This is a genomic window from Bradyrhizobium sp. 27S5 (assembly GCF_037217225.1).
Taxonomy (GTDB): domain Bacteria; phylum Pseudomonadota; class Alphaproteobacteria; order Rhizobiales; family Xanthobacteraceae; genus Bradyrhizobium; species Bradyrhizobium septentrionale.
Genome location: NZ_CP147714.1, coordinates 5,463,317 through 5,480,858, shown reverse-complemented (window position 1 = coordinate 5,480,858; position 17,542 = coordinate 5,463,317). Strand labels below are relative to the sequence as shown.

The window sequence follows — 17,542 nt, the reverse complement described above, 5'->3', positions numbered from 1 at the left end:
GCCATGGTCGATCTCCTATTTTCGCAGTTGGCCGCGGTTCTGCGCGATCAACTCGCGCTGCATCCGAACATGTTGGCTGATGATCCTGCGCACGGCAGCGGCGGCCCCAGCGGCGGCGCCATTCTCCACGGCTTCGCCCTCCTGCCAGGTCCACTCGATGCTGCTGGTTTCGTACTCGTTCGTCTCCTCGTAGATGACGCAGTAGACGAGGACTGCCAGACACAGCGAGAAGGACGCACTCATGAAGTCGCCCGAGTTCGATTTCGGGAGAAGAGGCTCTAAGATCTCCGCCAGTTCCATGTACTCTTCGTTGTGGCGCTTTTTGAACGTCTCGACGTAGGCCCGGGCCCGATTGGCTGCCCTTGTGGCCGACCGCATAGGGATGGTGTTCGACCGATCGGCCTTAACCTCACTCAGGCGCACTCTGCCGCCGTGCGTTCGAATTCGCTTCTGGCCGATCTGCCGGCTCAGTGTCGACTTGTGCAAGCCCAACTGCCGGGCCGCCTCCGAGATCGAAATGAGCGGTTCCGCTTTGTTCATTGGGTGGCACCCCTGTCACCTTCGGTGTTCACCGCGGGCCTTAACTTAAGGCCCAAGTTAAGACCGTAGACGCAACGTCTACACTTTCCGAACACCCGCTTAGCTATTGATGCCATTTTGCTTTTGTCTCGAAACGTTGCAGGTTGCATGTTGTGCGTTGCATAAGTTTTGAGGTCTGACGCTAGCGTTATCGAGCGCTCAGCTTCCCCGTATTGCTCCAAACGCTGGGAAGTACCTTTGATCTGGGCCGGCCCGGTCACCCATGCCCCGCGGGGCTGCTCGGGGGCGAGAGCCCGAAGACGCTCGCCCCGCCGTCCGGTTTGGCTGACGCATCGCAAGGAAAGCCCCGGCGAACTCTGCATATTTACCGAACCCCCCACACAAGGTGGTTGGCGTCGAAGCGGGCATTGATCTCAGCGACGCTCCGGTCAAGCGCGGAAGGCCGGTCAAACTTCGTCGCTGGTCGAGTGTGGATTTCCTCGGCCGATACTCGCTCGGTTTGAAGGATGGCTGTCACGTCGCGTAGCGACTTGCCTTCGGCTATGAAGACCGTGGCCCTGTCTGACCTGCCTACCATTTGGCACGCCGCGTGGATGTCGGCAGCGCGCTGGCGTTCGGCGGTGACGGCCGCGCCGGATTGCGTCCATCCCCGCGCATCGGCGAGCGCCGCCATGCGGTCCGGGGGCCGCTGATACAATCTGTAGTCAAAGGCACTTGGCTCCTTTGAGCGAGCTGTATCAGTCCTGGTTGCGTAGCCTTTGGCGACCGCCTCCTGTGCCGACATCCAGGTTTCGGCCTTCATTTCCGCCCTGATCTCGGCAACGGGCCGGCCGGTCTTCTCCGCATAGATGTCCGCCATCGAGTTTGCCATGGTCTCGAGCATTTCGACGCTCTTGGCGTGGTCTGAAGAGTTCCCCAGTGTCAGGGCGGACGGATCATGGATCATCATCATTGAGCCTGCTCGCATGACGATCTTCTGCCCCGCCATGGCGATCACCGAGGCCGCGGACGCGGCGATGGATTCGACGACAACGGTCACGTTGCCCTTGTGGCTATCCAGGGCATTGAAGATTGCGATCCCGTCGGCAGCGCTTCCACCCCCGGAATTGATCCGGACAGTGACGTCTCTGCTTCGGCCAAGGGAGGCGAGAGATTCAACCACGTCGAGATAGGTGAAGAATTCGCCCGAAAAGCCGTCGCCGACAGCACCGGATAAGAGGATTTCTCCGTTTCGTGCAATGCTCGGCATTTAGACCGCCCCTTGCCATTCGATCCCGAGCACGGCTGCAGGATGTGCATCGCGCCGGCGAGAGATTGGAGTGCCGGCTTGCTCGCTCATGCGAATGAAGCCTTCCTCGTCACGAGCTGTTGCAAGCAGGTCGCGCTCTGCTTCGGCGATCAGCCGCGCACGCTCGGCATCGCTGAGCGCTGAACTGTCGTCCGCGTACTTTTCGTCGACCAGCTGCTCTAGCCGCGCGATGTACGCATCTCGGTTTCTCCAGATGTCGACCGCTAGACCATCGAACGTGGTATGGGGCCCGGTGGCACCTTTGGCCGCCAACTTGTAGCCAGCGCCTGCTACTGCTTGGATAGGCCAGCGAATGCCTTCGCCGTGGTCGATAAGGCTGGTGAGGTCGGGCTCGCCGGCGGCTGCAATCCGGTCAATCTCTGCCCAGATCAGTTCCTTCGCCTTGGCCGACGTGATCGGCGCCGTGCGGTACTTCTGGAGGTCGGCATCCAACTCACGAACTCGGCGCCGACAACGCTCGACCGCTTGCGGAAGTGTTTCCTTCGCCTTCAATGTCGGAGCGGGACCGACGTATTCGGGCAGCCCAGCAGGCGCGGTGCGCAGCCAATCGTCGATCGCGCTGGTCAATCCCGCGAGTTCGGCCCAGACCGGCTGCAATTCATCGTGGCGCTTCTGCAGAGAAGGAAGGCGGCGATCGATGGTCGCCAATCTCCTGGTTTCCGTCGCCAAGCTCGGATGACCGCCTTCGATGCGGTGCGCAGATTTCATGTAAGTGACGTTCTGGTTCAAGAGCGCGCGCTCCTGACGCAACTCGAAGATTTCGTCCACCACCAGCATAAAACGGGAGTGAGCCTCCTTCTGTAGCTGCTTCAGTTCCTCGTAGTGGAACAGCGCTGGCTCGGGCAGCTTGCCATGCGGTCCGCCACCGACGATGGGCGCGATTATCGCAGTTGCTGCCGCGGCGTTCGGAGCGTCGGCGTTCGATAAGGCGGTGACGGTGACCATGGAGCATTTCCTCGTTTGTGTCGTCGCTACGATTCGGCGATTTGCTGGGTTAAGTAAATTTAACCCAGGCGCCTCAGTCGCTCGGCGGTCAGGACGTGTGGATAAATTCGCAGCGCTCGCCAAAAGACTTCCTCGATCCGGCCGCGGCGCTTTGGCGGCGGCTCATCGAGAAGCCGCTCGTGCAGCCATGAGTGGGCTTCGTAGCGGCGCCAAGCGCGGTGAAACTCCTCCGCGCGCGACCGGGCGGAAGTCAGATGGCCGAAGAACTGTGCCAACCCATCGGCAAGGATCTGATCGCGATCGGCATTCCGGGGTGGTGCGCAAAGCGACCGGATCGCCTGCGCGGCCGCGGCGCGTTCCTCCGGTGTCAAGTCGTCGCCGGCCTCTATCGCTGCAGCAATTCGCAGGTTTTCGGCCGCTGAATCGTACAATGGTGATGTCGGCGAAACCGGTGCCGTCGGAGAACCGGTTAAACCCTGCCTCGGTGGAAGGGTTTCCGGGCGGGACGAGATTTCGGTCATGCACATTCCCGCGCCGACCAATCATCAATGCAGGGTCGATGAAGATGAACACCGACATCACCGCGGAGCACTTCGACTAATTGCCCCCCTACGCCGCAAAGGGCACATTTGTGCGCTACCTGCGCTACCTCGGCTACCGGATTGTTTTGACTGTTCAATTCGGTAGCGCTGGTAGCGCTGGTAGCGCTCATAATGGGCAGGTAGCGTTTCCACGCGTCTGCGAAGCTCTCGGCCTGGTATCCCTTCTTGTTGGTCCCTGAGATTTTGACGTCGCAGGACTTGATCCCGTACCCCTTCAGTCGCTTCGCGAGCCCGCGGTCATCGAGCGGTCGCCCGCCAATGTTCTTCCATGGCGATTCCGGTCGGTCGTGCAGCCGCTGCAACAGGCTATCCGTCCACAGCTTCGCATCGGTGCCGAATGCGTCCCGGACGTGATCAAGGAGTTCGACGCCGTGCGACATGGTCTCGGACTTGCCACCCTGCGTGAAGTGCACTGCGGCCTTTCGCGCCAGCTGCGGCCACTTGCCGCCCGCGACCTCCGCGACGAGCAAGAGCGGTTCCCAGCACTCGGCCGCCCGATCGGTGACCCCGGCCGGCATCTCCGGCGTGGCACCGCTCAAGTCCGGCAACGAGGCTGCCCAGTTGGCGGTCTTGTCGTAGATGCCGGTGGCGATCGGCTGGATCATTCGAGTCCGAAACTGTTCCACCTGCTCATCAGGTGCCCTCCGGCGCATTCGAATGATGATCGCGCGAGAGGCGAGCGTATCGGGCAGATCCTTCAGGCCGGCGAGAGCAACCGGAGCGAACGAGTCCAACTCCTCGACCTCAATGCGCTTGCCGACGGTGACACAACGATATGCCTTGGCGCCGCGCTTGTATCCGGAATTGAGGATAGATCGAACATCAAGGTTGCCTTCCTCGCGCTTGCTGTTGCCGAAGAGTGCGTCGATCTCGTCAAACAAGATGGTGTGACCGCCCTCGGCCACTTTTCGAACGAGAGCCGCCGGTGACAGATTGAAGCTGAGCAAAGCTCCAGGCGTCAGTGGCTCCGTAACTTCTAGCCCGCGGGTCTTGCCGGACTCCTTCTCCTCCGACATGAACGCAAGTCGCGGTGAAGTATGGAAGTGCTGCATGCAATGCGAGTGAACTATCCACAATGCATGAGCAACTTGCGCGTGATCGCTAGGGTAACGCACGTAACGGCCGATGAACTCATAGATCTCGCGGAGTACTCGTTCGCCCTGGCCGAGATCGACCTGTTCTACAAAGCGATCAAGCTCGATGTTGTCGGCGGTGCTGATATCCATCAAACCGCCTCCGACATGAGTTCTGGATAAACGAGATCCAGGATGCCCATCTCCGTCAATCTCTCGTCCACCTCGTCGCAGGTCAGACCATTCGACTGAATTGCTTTGCCGAGCGTCTCGGCTTCACTGGCGAGCCAACGGGCGCGCGAATAGACGAACCGCAAGCCCGCAATTTGAAGCAGTTTTCTGATTTTCGGGTCGGTTACCTTAAGGGGCGTGATCGCCGTGTGCTGGTTCATAGCACCACCTTCGCAGACAGCCACTCGCCGAGCGCTATTGCGGCTGCTTCCGCCATATGGCTTTCAGGGAAGCGAGCGCGCGACATCCAGAAGATGCCGCGGGATTTGTACGTCACGGCGAACCGGAGCGTACCGTCGCTGGGATCGCGCACGGCCGCGATGGACACGGAGCCGCCGACAACGCCGGAGATGATGCGATCGATTTCAGTACTCATGACTGGCCTCCGGCGTAGGCCAGTTCGGCCAGGACAAAGGCGGTTGCGACGGGCGTAGCGAAGCGCGACATGATGCGCGTCGCTTGCAAGGTCAGGGGGCTGGCTGTATTCTGAGGAAGATCGCCGCCAAGCAGATCACCGACAGACACAGCCCCGCCCTTTGTGGCGGGGTTCTTGTTTTGCATTAGGCTGCCCTCGAGCTGGTATTCCGAGAGCGCTCCCAAGCGACAAGCTGATTCTCGTCGTAATATTCCCGTCCGTTTACGGACATTGCCGGCTTTGGAAAATTGAGATCCGGGCTGTTCTTCCACCTCGCGCGCGTGCGGCTGCAAATTCCGTAACGCGCGTCGACGGCAGGGCCGGGAAGCAATCGAGATGTGTTGGTGTCTGACATTGCTACTCCTGTCTGTGAAAGTCAGCGAGCAGCAAATGGCCTCATCTTTAGAACACTGTCATACCCGAGAAACTCATCGGGTTATTTGGGTACAACCCATCCCAAGTGACTCATCGCCGCTTGAGCGGATGGCAGCGACACCTGCGGTCGGGTTTTTGGGAAATCGGCATTTCTTGCTCGCCAGATTTCCGAGACACGTTTTTCACTGAGTTTTTTCTCGTGCTTGCATTCGCCTTTTTGGTGGAGGACGCCGATCGCAAGATTGAACGCCTTAGTCACCATCGAGCAGGCCGACTCGGTCTTTCTGGTTGCCTCGTTCCTTGTGGCAGTCAGCCTCCGATCACTGCATCGCATGACCTGCTGCACCATATAAGCAATGGAATGATCGCGAAGCGCAGAGAGGTTGCGCACAGGAGGCCTACCTCCTTTCGCTGCGCCGGTGGTTCCACCTAGCTGTGCAATAACAAACTCGTATAGCTCTACCGGTAACGAATCGCGTCGCCGGAGAAACCCGACTGCCGCTTTCCGAAGAACAGCTTCCGCGTCCTTGTCGCCTGAGCGAGCTGCGACAGTCAGATCCGATGCCCAGGCACCGTTCCATTTTGAACTCTTGGTTGGCTGAAGACCATCGCGCGTTATATTGAGTTCGTTGAAGAGCTGTAGATAGAGCGCACTCTGCCGCTGGTGCCGGGTTGCGTCCGCCGTCAGCTTGGGCAGCTCTCGCTCAAAGTATTTGCGAGCGGTCCTTATACTTTCTTCGCTGTTCTTGGGCTTAACGAAGCGCTCCCACATTCCGCTTTCATTCTCAATCATCACGATCTGGATCGTCCGAGAATCGGAGACGAGCCTGATTATTTTGTATGGTTGCACCGGCTTAGCCCTCACCGGCGCGCTTCTGATCTACAATGGCGCTCATAACGAACGTCGCCCATGCGTCGAGCGCAGCCCGCTTTTCTTCCGAGAAACTGTGACGCTGATAGACGCCGACGACACCGCGAAAGCTGCCGGACTTGTGATTGACCACTTTTTCAATGACGGGCAGAGCGATGCCGAGGCGCGCCATTCCGCTGACCGCGGTTCGCCTGAGGTCATGAAAAGTCCAATGCGGTATCGGCTTCGCGCCGTTTCCCAGCGCTGAGACGATCGCCGCGTCAATTCGGTCCTTCGCGCGGGAGAAGGTTGTGACCGGACGCTCGCCATCGACTGAAAATAGGAAGCCCTTTGTGCCGATCCTCGGCTGGGCCGTGATGATCTCAAGCACCGGATCGGAGAGGGGGACGTCATGGGATTCACTATTTTTGGTCCTCGATCCGGCGAGTGACCAAAGGCGGGTGCCGGTGTCGATTTCCTTTGCCGACAAGCCGGCAACTTCCGCCTCTCGTTGGCCGGTCAGCATTAGCAGCTTGACGATCGGTCCGAAGGGCCAGCCGTCGATGTCAGCCGCGGTCCAGACCAGGCGAAGCTCATCGTCCGTCAGGACGCGATCCCGGCTCCTCTCAGGGGAGGGGGCGGCGACGCCGATGCACGGCGAGGCGGGAAGGATATCGCGCGCCACCGCCCAATTGAACAGCTTGCGGATGGCTGCCAGTGACCGGTTCGCCATGATAGGCGCCCGGTCGGCGATTTTCTCTATTCGCTCGACGACGTCTCGCTTGGTTATTTCCTGGATCCTCCGGCCGCGCCAATAAGGGATGAATTCGCCGCGGTGCTCGGCGAGCTCGCCGTGATCATCCGCCGCCGCCTTGAGGCCGAGAATTCGGGCGGTTTCCTTCCAGGCGTCGGGGCGCCCCTTCTTCTTCGCGCGAGGTTTCGCATAGCGCTCAATAAAGTCCCGGGCGACGTTTTCGAAGCGGTCACGCTGACCTCGCTTCTTCTCCGCGGCCGCCTTGCGCTCCTGCTCCTGATTGGCGCGCTTCAGCGCGGCGGGGTCGTGGCCCTCCGCCAAAGCCGTAAAAGCGTTGCCGGCGAGGCGCCGTGCTTTTTTCAGCTCGAGGCCAGGGTAGGGGCCAAGGGTTAGCTTCTTCGGCGCACCAGCGTGCCGGTAGCGTACCGCCCAAGATTTTTTACCGTTTGGCTGGACGATCAGGTACAGCCCCGCCTGCCGGGCGTCCGGGATCTCGGTGCGGATCGCTTTGCCATTCGGGCCGACGCGCGGCTTGGCGCCATCGATCCGGGTGACTGTCAGAACGTCAGCGGCCATGGGGGTATCGCCGGGGTAACGGGTCAAGTCTGTCTGACTATGTTACCCCGTGTCGGTGACATAGCCAGACATTTCGGCTCTTTCCCAATGTTTTCTGAGCTGGAGACTAATCTATTGTCCTGATTTGTCGGGCTGTGTCTGCCGCTTGAAAGTGACTGTAAATCAGCCGCCTCATGGCTTCGCAGGTTCGAGTCCTGCCTCCCCCACCAGCCTTCGCTCGCTTCGCGAGCTACGGCTGGGCAAGCCAGCATAACTCCATCGTAGCGAAGTGAGCGAAGGCTGCCGCGCCGAAGCCCAAAGGGCGAAGGCGGGCTGTATCCGCGAAGCTGTGGCGTTGTCCGATGTGGGCAGCAGACGAGCCCGACCAATCGCGCTCAGACGTCATCGTCTACCAGGAAAGGGGATTATCTCTGGGGGCCGGACAGATTTACCTCGCGTTCAGCCCGGAAGACGTTGCTGTGAAGGTTGGCGATCCATTGGCGACCGCTGGACGTCACATTAAGATAGCGGATCGCAAGCTGGATCTGTGGTGCGACATTGGTCCAGTAAAACTGCGGGAATTTATAGACGATATCGGCGGGTGTCGCGTAGCCGAGCTTCTTGTTCAGCCCGATTTCCTCGAACTCGTGGAAAAGCGCATTTGACTTTCGCATGTAATGGGGGTCGCCGAGTTGGCCGATCAGATCGGCGGCGCGCAACAGTAACCCTTCCTCCTCGTTGAGATCGTCCGTGTCGATGTTTGGTGTCGTCGCATAGGGGAAGCGGGTGTACTCGATTGCCCGGGCAATTCGGGCCGCATCGACTTCCTCCACGGCATCGAACCGCTCAATCACAAACAGTTTTGAGCGGTCGACATGGTAGGGCGCAAGCGCGGCGTCGGACGATCCAACCGGTAACTGGACGGTGCGGCCGCTGAGGTCCGCGACATACGCGTCATCCTCGTCGCCCTCGACGATGCCGCGGACGTATCCGATGTCGTGGGCAAGGCAGGCCAGAATGAAGTTCGCGTAGTCGTCGGCCGTGGTGGTTCGCTGCAGCGCCCTTCCGGCCAAGATATCGTTCCCGACCAGGGTCACCAGCATGGTGTGTTCGATATCGTGATAGAGTGCATCGCTGTTACCGATGCACTCCAGTGTCAGCCTGGCGGCAAAGGGCAGCAGCTTGGTCAAATCGGAATGTGAGGAGCGGAATCGGCCTTCAGTTTCCTTGGCAAGAAATGAGCCAAGGGCTTGCGCGGTCAGTTGAGGAATCGTGATCATCTTGGCATCCTCTCCAGCCTAGCTGTGTCTGCGTCACGACCGATGGCGCCGGGCTCTGACCATAGCTCCAGCCGGCGGAAACCTGCGCCACAGCTCGCACACGTTACATCCGTTTTCAGCACGTTCATCCTCGCCCTGAGGCGATCCTGCCCTTTACATGAACACGGCCAAAGCGAAGGAGGTTGGAGAAATCACGGCCAGAACGTCACTATCCCCGAAGCCGTCCCGATCGCCGCATGTCGCCGCCAAAGTGCAAATCGTGCCAAAGGAACATTGCTTGCGGTTCCGAGAGCCGGGAAACACCTGACGTTCGAAAGCGCCACGGCGGGGCGAGTTTCATTCCGACGCGATCGCATTCCGTTGATCTACGTCAATCTCGCGGCGCCTACGAGTCGCAGCTTCGTCGTTCGCCAAATCGTTCGTTAGAGAAAGGGCGCGCCATGCTTCGTTGGATCCTCGCCGCTTCGGCAGTTCTGCTTCTCGTTGCTGTCTGCGTGTTTCCCGATGATGCCTATGCCCGTCGTGGAGGAGGCGGCGGATTCCGCGGCGGCGGAGGTGGCTTTCACGGTGGCGGGATGCGTGGCGGTGGCATGCATGTAGCTGGCGGAAGGGTTCATGGTGGAGGATATCGCGTTGCCGGCCGCCCGCGGCCATCACACCCGATCGCCGGCCGTCCGGGCTATCCGGGCCGGCCGATTGCAGGTCGCCCCGGCCGCCCGGTCGCCGGTTATCCCGGATATGGCAGAGGTTACTATCGCCCTGGCTGGGGTTACGGTGCTGCCGCCGTCGGCGCCGCGACCGCTGCCGGCGCATACTATGGCAGCTACGGCTATTACGGAAACCAAGGCTGCTATTACGATCAGTCCGGTCAAATGGTCTGCCCGCAGTCCCAGTATCAATACTGATCCGGTTGAGCGGTGGTGGATAGTTCAGCCGTCGCTCCGCTACGCTTCGTTGATCAGAACCGGTCGCACTTCAGCACGACCGCGTTTGGATTTGTTGCACGCAAAAGATCGCCGCGATCGCCGTCGTGGCGAGCTCCTCTGTTTGAGTCTTTAAGGAGAGGATCGATGGAGTACGGCGCGTTCACCGACGCGAGCCTCAAGATGATGTACGAGGCTGTTCGCGGCGCGCTCGAAGCCGACGATGAGTTCGAGGCTATTGGTGAAGATCCAAAATTCCGGGTCCGGTCGACGGCCGAATGGAAGCTGCATGCGAGCAATCTTGAGACCGAGATGCTGAGGCGAGGGCTCCGGATCGATCTCATCGATTGGACGAACGGCCAGGGCGAGCTCCCGCTTTAAGGTCTTCAAGATCGGCGAGAACGCAGACCCGAATTCCGCCACCCGGGGGTCCGCGCAGCGAACGCATCTGGAAAAGCTTGATCCAGATCAACGGCTCTCCGGGTTCTTGGCTTTCAAACCAGACCGGGTAGGACCCGCAGATTGGAGGAAGAGCCATGCCGACAAATTCGAAGACGATCACGCTAGCGACGTCCATCTTCGCGTGTGCCATGCTGCTGTCTTTTGACTGGTCGGAGCAGAGCGGTGTCTCGATCTCTGTCCAGAGCGCGCAAGCGCGCGTCGGTCGCCCTTTGACGCCGGTGAGCGTCGCGGGTGTCGCCCGTCGCCAGACACGAAGGGCAGTGGTCGGAACCGCTGCTGTGGGAGCAGCGGCTGCGGCCGGCGCTTATGGCTATTATAACTATCCTTCCAGCGGTCAGGGTTTTGTCTGCACACCCGGTACGTATTTTCGGGGTGAGGATGGCCGCCAACACCTCTGCCAGTAAGCCGAGGAGGTATCGAGGCTAGCGGGACGTAAGCCGTTGCCGATCACTCGATGGCAGAGGAGAGGCGTAACGCGGCACTCAGATCGTTGTCCGAATGCCGGAGGAAAGGGGAGTTCGCTCCAGCCCCGGCAACACCGCTGCCAGCCACATTGAACGACGATTGGATCGCTTCGGAGGACCAATGGCCGACACCCCAAAGCTCTCGGTCGAGAAAGCGCTCGAAAAGTTACGCAATAGCGATAAGCCAAAGTCGAAGGACGAACGCCACGAGGAGAAAATGAGTGCGCTCGACGAAGAAATAAAGCGCATGAGAGCGCAGAGGCTGCGCCTGGATCGGCCCAAACGTAACCGCGACTAGGCGTTCCGTTGTTGCTCAAATCGGACCGTGCGATCCAGGTGGCGCTATGCAGCGTCATGGCGAAAATCGCATGGATGAGCACGCCGTTACGCCGGTCATAGCCCGAGGTGGACTGACCTGAAGTCGCGCGGCATTTCCTGAACGGCTCGACGCGTGTCCATATTTCCGCTTCCGTGCCATTTGACCTAGATCAACCCGCGGCCGATCCGGTTGTGCGCTTCTTGTCAGGGACATCAATGAGAAGCAGCTCAGGAGTTTGTCATGACTAGAATTACAGCTGCCGCAGCGATTGCACTTTTGCTCACAACGTCGTCTCTCACCCGCGCAGCGGAGACATCTCCGACTGCCGGAGCAGCACAACCCAGCGCCGCCGACTTGAAAGCCTTGACGGATATGCGCGTCGGCATCGTCAAGGCCGCCCTGCAATTGACGCCCGACCAAGAGAAATACTGGCCGGCCATCGAGGATGCCATCCGCGCGCGAGCGAAGAATCGGCAAGCCCGATTGGAGCGGATAGCCGAATTGCACGAGAAAGGCTCGATTCTCGGTGACGGCAGTCCGGTTGAACTCATGCAGCGACGGGCGGATCGGCTCATTCAACGCGGGACTGATCTCAAGAAGCTCGCGGATGCCTGGGAGCCGCTCTACAAGACGTTGAGCGATGATCAGAAGAGGAGAATGGCCTTCGTATCGTTCGCCGTCATGCGCGGGATGCGAGATGCGATCGAGCATGATGACGAACCCGAGGACGAGGACGATTAGAGCCAGGCCGAGAGGCGGGCCTGCATGGCCGGCTTGCCGAAGCTCGGCCGTCGTGGACGATCGCGCCATCTGGAGCGTTATTTCGGAAGGCATTCCACGTTGTAAGCAATGATGATCTGTGCCGGGTCGGCTTTGCCAACACTTTTCAGGTCTTCCAGGCCGCTCCTTAGCTTCGCGCCCGCCTCTTTGAGGCTGCCTTCAAGTGTGGCCTTGGCCGCCCTGCATCGCTCCTCGCTCGTGAATTCCTGGAACACCACAGTTGGGAGCAGCCTCCATTCCGCCTTGTCGATCGTAGCGGCCGGGCTGACCGAATATGAGAACACGTACATCAGTACCCACATCAGCGTGCTCCCTTTGCGATGCGAGGATCGCCCGATGCCTGCGCATTATCGCAGGGATTGAGCCGTCACCTACGTGATGTCGTGGCGAAGGTCCCGGGTCCGCCATGATCTAGATCAAGGGTGCAAGCAAGCGTGCACGCTTCCTATCGATCGAGTTTTCTTGCTTTGGATCAATTGCAGAGATCCGGACCGCGGTGCGCGGAGCGATAGATTGATCTATCTCAAGACCGTATCTGGAACGAAGGCTCAGCTTTCGTTCGGAAGGCAGCGATGCGTCATGCAGATAATCGGGAGGTGAAGCATGTACCGGCATATTCTCATTCCGACAGATGGGTCGGAACTGGCGGAGCATGGAGTCGCGCACGGGGTAGCGCTCGCGAAATCCCTCGGAGCCAAGGTATCGGTGATCTTTGTCCTGGAGCCCCTTTCAGAGCTAGGGGCACGGTACCGTGAGGTGCTCGCCGGATATGCTGCGATACGCAAGGAACAGGCCACCAGCGCGCTGGATGGCGCGGCTCGTGCGGCCCGGGAGGCCGGTGTGTCCTGCGAGACGATTCAAGCGGAGAGCGGGCAACCGCATCAGGCCATCATCGCAGCGGCCAAGGACAAAGGCTGCGACCTTATTGTCATGTCATCGCACGGACGTAGCGGACTCTCCGCAGTTCTGATCGGCAGCGTGACAAACAAGGTGCTGACGCAGGCGAAGACCCCCGTGCTGGTTTGTCAGTGAACGCGCAGATCGCCCGATAGAAAGCGCTGGCGCCGGCTTCGAGCGCGAAGTTCACGCCCGCAAGGTGCGCCGCAGCAGTTTGGCGAAATCCTGCGCCATCCGGAACGGCGCTTCGTGCGTGGGAGAAAGGGTAGTGGATCTTCGGCCTGAACGGGCGGATGGCGAGGCCCTCGGTGAACGGCTTGCTCACCACCGGATCGACGATGCGCCGAACTGACACGTGGCCGAGAAGAACTCCGTCTCCGACATCACGTTCCAGCGCGCGCCACATTCGGAGAAGGCCGACGCCAGCTAGATCGGGTCGCCGCGAAACAGCGTGACCAACAGGACGCCGTTGCGGCTTCGGCGTGGTCGCGGTCGCCGGTCAGGAAAGATCCGAAAAAATTACCGCAAGATCATCGACCCGGGTTCAATTCGACATCAAGTAAAATCGAAGCCGACAAATTGCCTCGCAAAGCCAATTTTCGCTATGCTCGCCCAACCGGACAGCAATGATCCCGGATGGTTATCCCCGGCGCGATGGACCGGGCGCGACACCATCGTGGATTGAGGTTGGGGAGAGCTATGGCGAGCTTCGTTCAGTTCTTGCAGAATTCTGGTGTGTTCGCTGCGCAAAACTTCATGATCGTTCCTCGGGAAGGCTTCAACCTGGTTTGCCTCCGCGACAGCAAGGACGTTGGCCTGTCGTATGATCGCAATCGGTTGCTGGTCGAGGATGTGCGCCTCGATGACGTCGAACGCGTCGCTCAGGAATACATCAAGTTTCGCTTCAGGGAGCAAAAGGGTCAGGAGCGCGACGATCAGTTGCTGCGTCTGCGTACAGCGCTGTATGCCACCGCACGGCCGGACGGCCCTGCGCGTGGCCTCAAGGTCTCGCCCAAAGATAAAGGCATTCCGGAACTTAAGGCCATCCGCGGCAACGCAAGCATCAAGTTGGATGTCGCCATTCTGCCGCGCAAAGATTTCACGGTCGCGTTCAAATTCCTCAAGCGCCTCGATCAATCCGGCAAAGTGATCAACGCCACGAAATGGACGCCGGATGACGTGCCATCGTTCCTCACCAAGCTGAACTGGACGTTCGGGGCTCAGGCAAATATCTTTTTCACCCCGGCCGAGGCCACATGGATTACGGTCCAGAAAGCCCTGGCGCCCAAAATCCCGCGGGATGTTTTTCGAAAGGATATCGTGCCGTTGAAGGGGCGCGGCGCCGACCTTACGTGCTTTCTCGTCGGCGACTATGATGCAAAGGATAATGAGGCGGCCGGGGAGTATCTGCCTGATGAGCAGGTATGCGTGGTTGTCGACCAGGGCAATCCACCCGTGTTCGACTATGGCGAAGCATTCATTGGCGTCATGGCGCACGAGTTCGGTCACTTCTTGCACCACAAACGGAACATGCCCGGGAGTGGACACCATGACCGAAGCGGTATTTTGCTTTCCAGTGGCATGGAAAGCCTGTCCCTGGACAGGCAACTCGTCAGCAACTTCAACGCGTGGTGAGATCGCTCGTTCTCGGCTTTTACGGTTTGGCAGCAACGTACCCGTAGTAATTCATAAGTATGCGACGACGAACTGCGGATCGTTTGGCTGCAGGGGCTCGTTATTCTCGCCTTTGAACAGCGGACCGCCGCGCCAAGCGTAGAAGTACTTTTGCTTGGTACCGTCGGCGAGACCTTAGTCGCGCTCGCGACGCCGGGCATCGAACGGGTCCATCAGTTCCGGCGCTGCCACCAGGGGAGGCGCCTTCAGTAGGATGTGAATTGTACCGTCAGGTCGAATCTCGACGCACTCGGGACCGGGTGCAATCGACCACCGGATGAACGTGCACCGATTGCGGCAACAGACCCGTCAGGGAAAGAAGAAGGGCATGAAGGGCATTCCGCCGTCGCCCCTTCTGCCTGCGTTGGCCTCGGCCTTCGGCCGTGCGGGTCTTGCCGGAGCCTCCGCCTCGCGATCCCTGCTCCCGCGCTCGAGCCTGGCGGACGGGGCATGACGTGCCTTGCGCCTCTCGCATTCGTCGTCGTCATTGAGGAAGTAACCTGCGGCACAGGTAATCTTGACACAGCGATCGCCGTCTCGCCTAAGGCCGGATCCGCAAATCAAGGGACAAACTCGCGCCGTTTTGAGCTTGATCGCGTCAAGCGCATCGGCGTTGGCGACTTTTGCGTCGAACTTGGTGCCGGCGTTTCGGTTGAACAGCTCGAGCGAGCGCCGCGATTCCGTGTCCCATTCCCCGCTGAGCGATCCTGTGAAGCAACCAACCCGGCGCAATTCGGTCTGTAGCAATTTGGCAACCGCGGCTGGTGCTGTTGGCTGCACGGTCGCCTGCGGACTGGGCAGCGCGGCCACCTTGGGACCCGCATTTGCGCTCGGCTCTCGCGGTTGGTCTGGCGCGGAGGGAGCTGCTGGCGCGGTGCTCTTAGCGGCGGTCGCGGCGCTCTCAGCCGCGGGACGCTTCTGTTCAGCCTGAGCCGCTTGTTGTTGCGCGACTTCCTTGGCTGCCTCAGCGGCCGCCCGAGCTTCCTGTGCTGCTTTCAGGTCCGAGGCCGCCTTGGCGAGTTGCGTCTGTTGAGCGCCCTGGTTGATGAGCCGGGCCTGTTCCTGCTCCGCCTGACGCGCTTTTTCGGCCGCAGCGGCACGCTTCTCCTCCGCATCAACCTTGGCAAGCTGAAGCTTTGCCAGATTTGCGTAGTAACTGTCAGGATACTGGGCGATGAAAAAGTTCAATGCATCCTTGTTGCCGACCTGCAGCGCGAGTTCGTAGTCATACCGCATTTCGGACCGCGGCGTTGGCGCTGGGGCGGCTTCCCGGGCAACTTCCTTGGCAGTTTGCTTGGCAGTTTCCTTGGCAACTTCCTTGGCTGGCACCAGCGGCACATCGTCGCCGCCAAGGGTGCCGTAGACGTACGGCTCCTGCCGATTACCTGTTGCTTTCATCACGTCGTCGCGGACGAAACCGAACACCCTGCGCAAATCCAGGCCGGGAGTTCCGATATACTTCACCAGTGCGGATGCGTACGGACTGTTCTTGCTGTTGCCGTCCGACGCCGTCGAGCCAGCCTTGGCGGCAAAGGCCACGAGCGTATTCGATGTCGGGGGCTCAATGCGGGCAAGGCCGCGGCTGATCGCGCGCGAGCCAACCGTTCGCTTCATTTTGTCGGAGAAAGGATTGTTGCGGCAAGCGTCGAGAATCACAAGCCGCAGTTGCCTTGCCGGTTCAACGGCCAGCAGGACCCGATCGAGCGAAAACGCCTCGTCATAGACGTCCGTATCGCGCTCGAGGGTGGCATCGACCGGGATCAGATAGTTCGTACCTTCGATCTCGATGCCATGACCAGCATAATAGACGACAGCAACATCCGCGTCGCGCGACTGGTCGGCAAAATCGCGCAGCGCACGTCGCATCTCGGCCGCCTGAAGATCCAGGCGAGTTTGAACCACGTCAAAACCCGCATTCTTCAGTGTCGCCTCGACAATCTGGGCGTCGTTGACTGGGTTCGAGAGGGGCGCCGCGTTCTTGTATGAAGAATTGCCAATAACGAGGGCGACACGGCTCGCAGCCGATGCCGGCTGACAAAACAGCAGCACGATAAGAAAGAGGCAAATTTGTCGCAGTTTTGCGAAGCAGCGTGCACGCATGGCGATGCTACTGTTCAAATGAATGTCTTCTACATGTGTGCCGTCACGACCGAAACGGTTCAATCGCATGTCGATGATCCGCAAGGCAATCTGCGGAAAGTGGAACCGGGGCGGCAAGATGGCGCGCCCTGGCCGGCCGATTGACCTTCCCGGAGGCGTGGCTTTTAGTAACCGCGATTTTCGAACGGGCGAGATCAGTGCTGTGACTGACGTAAAGCTCAGCCAGACGGACCCCGCGACAGCCAGCAACGGGAACGCCAGTTTTGGCGTCAATCCCTGGCTGGACTGGACCGCGAGAACCGCAGTGATCATCATCTACGGCGGGTCTGCTGTTGTCGGCGCCGCTGGCATCCCGCACCTGCTCCCGTTGGACAGTTTTCCCAAGCTGCTGATGGTCGCTGCCCACATGGCAAACGTGCTTTTTCTCAGCCTGGTGGCAGTGACGACCATGACCCGCCTGGTCCCCATCATGAAGTCGAAGGGTATTGAGACGCGGATATCAGCCTTGTTGGGCACTTTCCTAAGCATCGCGCTCGCGTTCCTTCCAAAGGCGGAGCTCGGTCCAATCTGGTCGATCCTGTCCACGGCACTGATCCTGGTGGCGACCTCACTGTGTATTGTGGTCCTTCGCTGGTTGGGCAAATCCTTCAGCATTCTGGCCGAGGCAAGACGCCTTGTGACGAACGGGCCTTACCGAATCGTCCGGCATCCCCTCTACCTCTGTGAGATGGTTGCCCTGATCGGCGTGACACTCCAGGTGCTTTCACCGCTCGCCGTGCTCATCGCGATTATGGTTGTGACGATTCAATGCCGGCGCATGATCAACGAAGAGCGGATTCTTCGGCTGGCTTTCCCCGAATATGACGCCTACGCCGCGAGAACGCCCTTCCTGATCCCGGCAAGACTGATCCCCACATGCATGGGGCGATTGGCTCGTCACGCGGGCCGGAAGCTGTCGACCAAGGCCGTCGATCCGCAAGCCTAGCGCCGCGCT

20 protein-coding genes are annotated in these 17,542 nt (G+C 60.0%); 6 read left to right on the top strand and 14 right to left on the bottom strand.

Features of this window, described 5'->3' with window-relative positions; translation table 11 throughout:
* Positions 1-15 precede the first annotated feature (15 nt).
* The 12 genes from WDM24_RS25795 to WDM24_RS25740 form a co-directional block, all read right to left on the bottom strand.
* The gene (locus WDM24_RS25795) at positions 16-540 is read right to left on the bottom strand and encodes a hypothetical protein (protein WP_338827634.1); all 525 of its coding nucleotides are present in this window, start codon (positions 538-540) and stop codon (positions 16-18) included.
* Between the two features lie 364 nt (positions 541-904).
* A complete protein-coding gene (locus tag WDM24_RS25790) occupies positions 905-1,789 on the bottom strand; it encodes a head maturation protease, ClpP-related (protein ID WP_338827632.1) in 885 nt (294 codons plus the stop codon).
* Positions 1,790-2,794 carry a hypothetical protein gene (locus WDM24_RS25785; RefSeq protein ID WP_338827631.1) on the bottom strand — a complete coding sequence of 335 codons (1,005 nt, stop codon included), beginning with the start codon at positions 2,792-2,794 and terminating at the stop codon, positions 1,790-1,792. It lies immediately after the preceding gene.
* A gap of 59 nt (positions 2,795-2,853) precedes the next feature.
* Positions 2,854-3,315 (bottom strand): hypothetical protein, encoded by a 462-nt coding sequence (locus WDM24_RS25780; protein ID WP_338827630.1) that lies wholly within the window; start codon positions 3,313-3,315, stop codon positions 2,854-2,856.
* Positions 3,312-4,622 (bottom strand): DUF3631 domain-containing protein, encoded by a 1,311-nt coding sequence (locus WDM24_RS25775; RefSeq protein WP_338827629.1) that lies wholly within the window; start codon positions 4,620-4,622, stop codon positions 3,312-3,314. Before WDM24_RS25775 ends, WDM24_RS25780 begins: the two co-directional genes overlap by 4 nt.
* Complete coding sequence (locus tag WDM24_RS25770; protein WP_338827627.1) at positions 4,622-4,861, bottom strand: hypothetical protein; 240 nt, start codon at positions 4,859-4,861, stop codon at positions 4,622-4,624. The genes WDM24_RS25775 and WDM24_RS25770 overlap by 1 nt, the downstream gene beginning before the upstream one ends.
* On the bottom strand, positions 4,858-5,076 hold the full coding sequence (locus WDM24_RS25765) for a hypothetical protein (protein WP_338827626.1): 219 nt from the start codon (positions 5,074-5,076) through the stop codon (positions 4,858-4,860). Before WDM24_RS25765 ends, WDM24_RS25770 begins: the two co-directional genes overlap by 4 nt.
* Positions 5,073-5,261, bottom strand: coding sequence for a hypothetical protein (locus WDM24_RS25760; protein WP_338827624.1), 189 nt, complete (start codon positions 5,259-5,261; stop codon positions 5,073-5,075). The genes WDM24_RS25765 and WDM24_RS25760 overlap by 4 nt, the downstream gene beginning before the upstream one ends.
* Before the next feature lie 290 nt (positions 5,262-5,551).
* Positions 5,552-6,286, bottom strand: a complete 735-nt coding sequence (locus WDM24_RS25755) for a hypothetical protein (RefSeq protein ID WP_338827623.1) — start codon at positions 6,284-6,286, stop codon at positions 5,552-5,554.
* Positions 6,287-6,344: 58 nt separating this feature from the next.
* Positions 6,345-7,670 carry a tyrosine-type recombinase/integrase gene (locus tag WDM24_RS25750; protein ID WP_338827621.1) on the bottom strand — a complete coding sequence of 442 codons (1,326 nt, stop codon included), beginning with the start codon at positions 7,668-7,670 and terminating at the stop codon, positions 6,345-6,347.
* A 404-nt stretch (positions 7,671-8,074) separates the two neighbouring features.
* Positions 8,075-8,929, bottom strand: a complete 855-nt coding sequence (locus WDM24_RS25745) for a hypothetical protein (protein ID WP_029080180.1) — start codon at positions 8,927-8,929, stop codon at positions 8,075-8,077.
* A 422-nt stretch (positions 8,930-9,351) separates the two neighbouring features.
* Positions 9,352-9,546, bottom strand: coding sequence for a hypothetical protein (locus WDM24_RS25740; protein ID WP_166297570.1), 195 nt, complete (start codon positions 9,544-9,546; stop codon positions 9,352-9,354).
* Between the two features lie 453 nt (positions 9,547-9,999).
* Here WDM24_RS25740 and WDM24_RS25735 point away from each other — a divergent pair, with 453 nt between their 5' ends.
* The 3 genes from WDM24_RS25735 (at position 10,000) to WDM24_RS25720 (ending at position 11,838) form a co-directional block, all read left to right on the top strand.
* A complete protein-coding gene (locus WDM24_RS25735) occupies positions 10,000-10,233 on the top strand; it encodes a hypothetical protein (protein ID WP_029080182.1) in 234 nt (77 codons plus the stop codon).
* Between the two features lie 666 nt (positions 10,234-10,899).
* On the top strand, positions 10,900-11,076 hold the full coding sequence (locus WDM24_RS25725; protein WP_165124350.1) for a hypothetical protein: 177 nt from the start codon (positions 10,900-10,902) through the stop codon (positions 11,074-11,076).
* A 261-nt stretch (positions 11,077-11,337) separates the two neighbouring features.
* Positions 11,338-11,838, top strand: coding sequence for a Spy/CpxP family protein refolding chaperone (locus WDM24_RS25720; protein ID WP_338827619.1), 501 nt, complete (start codon positions 11,338-11,340; stop codon positions 11,836-11,838).
* Positions 11,839-11,915: 77 nt separating this feature from the next.
* Here the strand turns inward: WDM24_RS25720 and WDM24_RS25715 are convergent, their stop codons facing one another.
* Positions 11,916-12,179 carry a hypothetical protein gene (locus WDM24_RS25715; RefSeq protein ID WP_338690161.1) on the bottom strand — a complete coding sequence of 88 codons (264 nt, stop codon included), beginning with the start codon at positions 12,177-12,179 and terminating at the stop codon, positions 11,916-11,918.
* Positions 12,180-12,480: 301 nt separating this feature from the next.
* Between WDM24_RS25715 and WDM24_RS25710 the strand changes: the two genes are divergently transcribed.
* Positions 12,481-12,909, top strand: a complete 429-nt coding sequence (locus tag WDM24_RS25710; RefSeq protein ID WP_029080184.1) for a universal stress protein — start codon at positions 12,481-12,483, stop codon at positions 12,907-12,909.
* Positions 12,910-13,473: 564 nt separating this feature from the next.
* A complete protein-coding gene (locus WDM24_RS25705) occupies positions 13,474-14,409 on the top strand; it encodes a hypothetical protein (protein ID WP_166297566.1) in 936 nt (311 codons plus the stop codon).
* A 348-nt stretch (positions 14,410-14,757) separates the two neighbouring features.
* On the opposite strand, the gene WDM24_RS25700 is transcribed toward WDM24_RS25705, so the two are convergent.
* Positions 14,758-16,548: a caspase family protein gene (locus WDM24_RS25700; protein WP_338832446.1), complete on the bottom strand. Its 1,791-nt coding sequence runs from the start codon at positions 16,546-16,548 to the stop codon at positions 14,758-14,760.
* A gap of 67 nt (positions 16,549-16,615) precedes the next feature.
* Between WDM24_RS25700 and WDM24_RS25695 the strand changes: the two genes are divergently transcribed.
* Entirely contained in the window at positions 16,616-17,533 is a 918-nt protein-coding gene (locus tag WDM24_RS25695; protein WP_338827615.1) for an isoprenylcysteine carboxylmethyltransferase family protein, read from the top strand.
* The last annotated feature ends 9 nt before the right edge of the window (positions 17,534-17,542 follow it).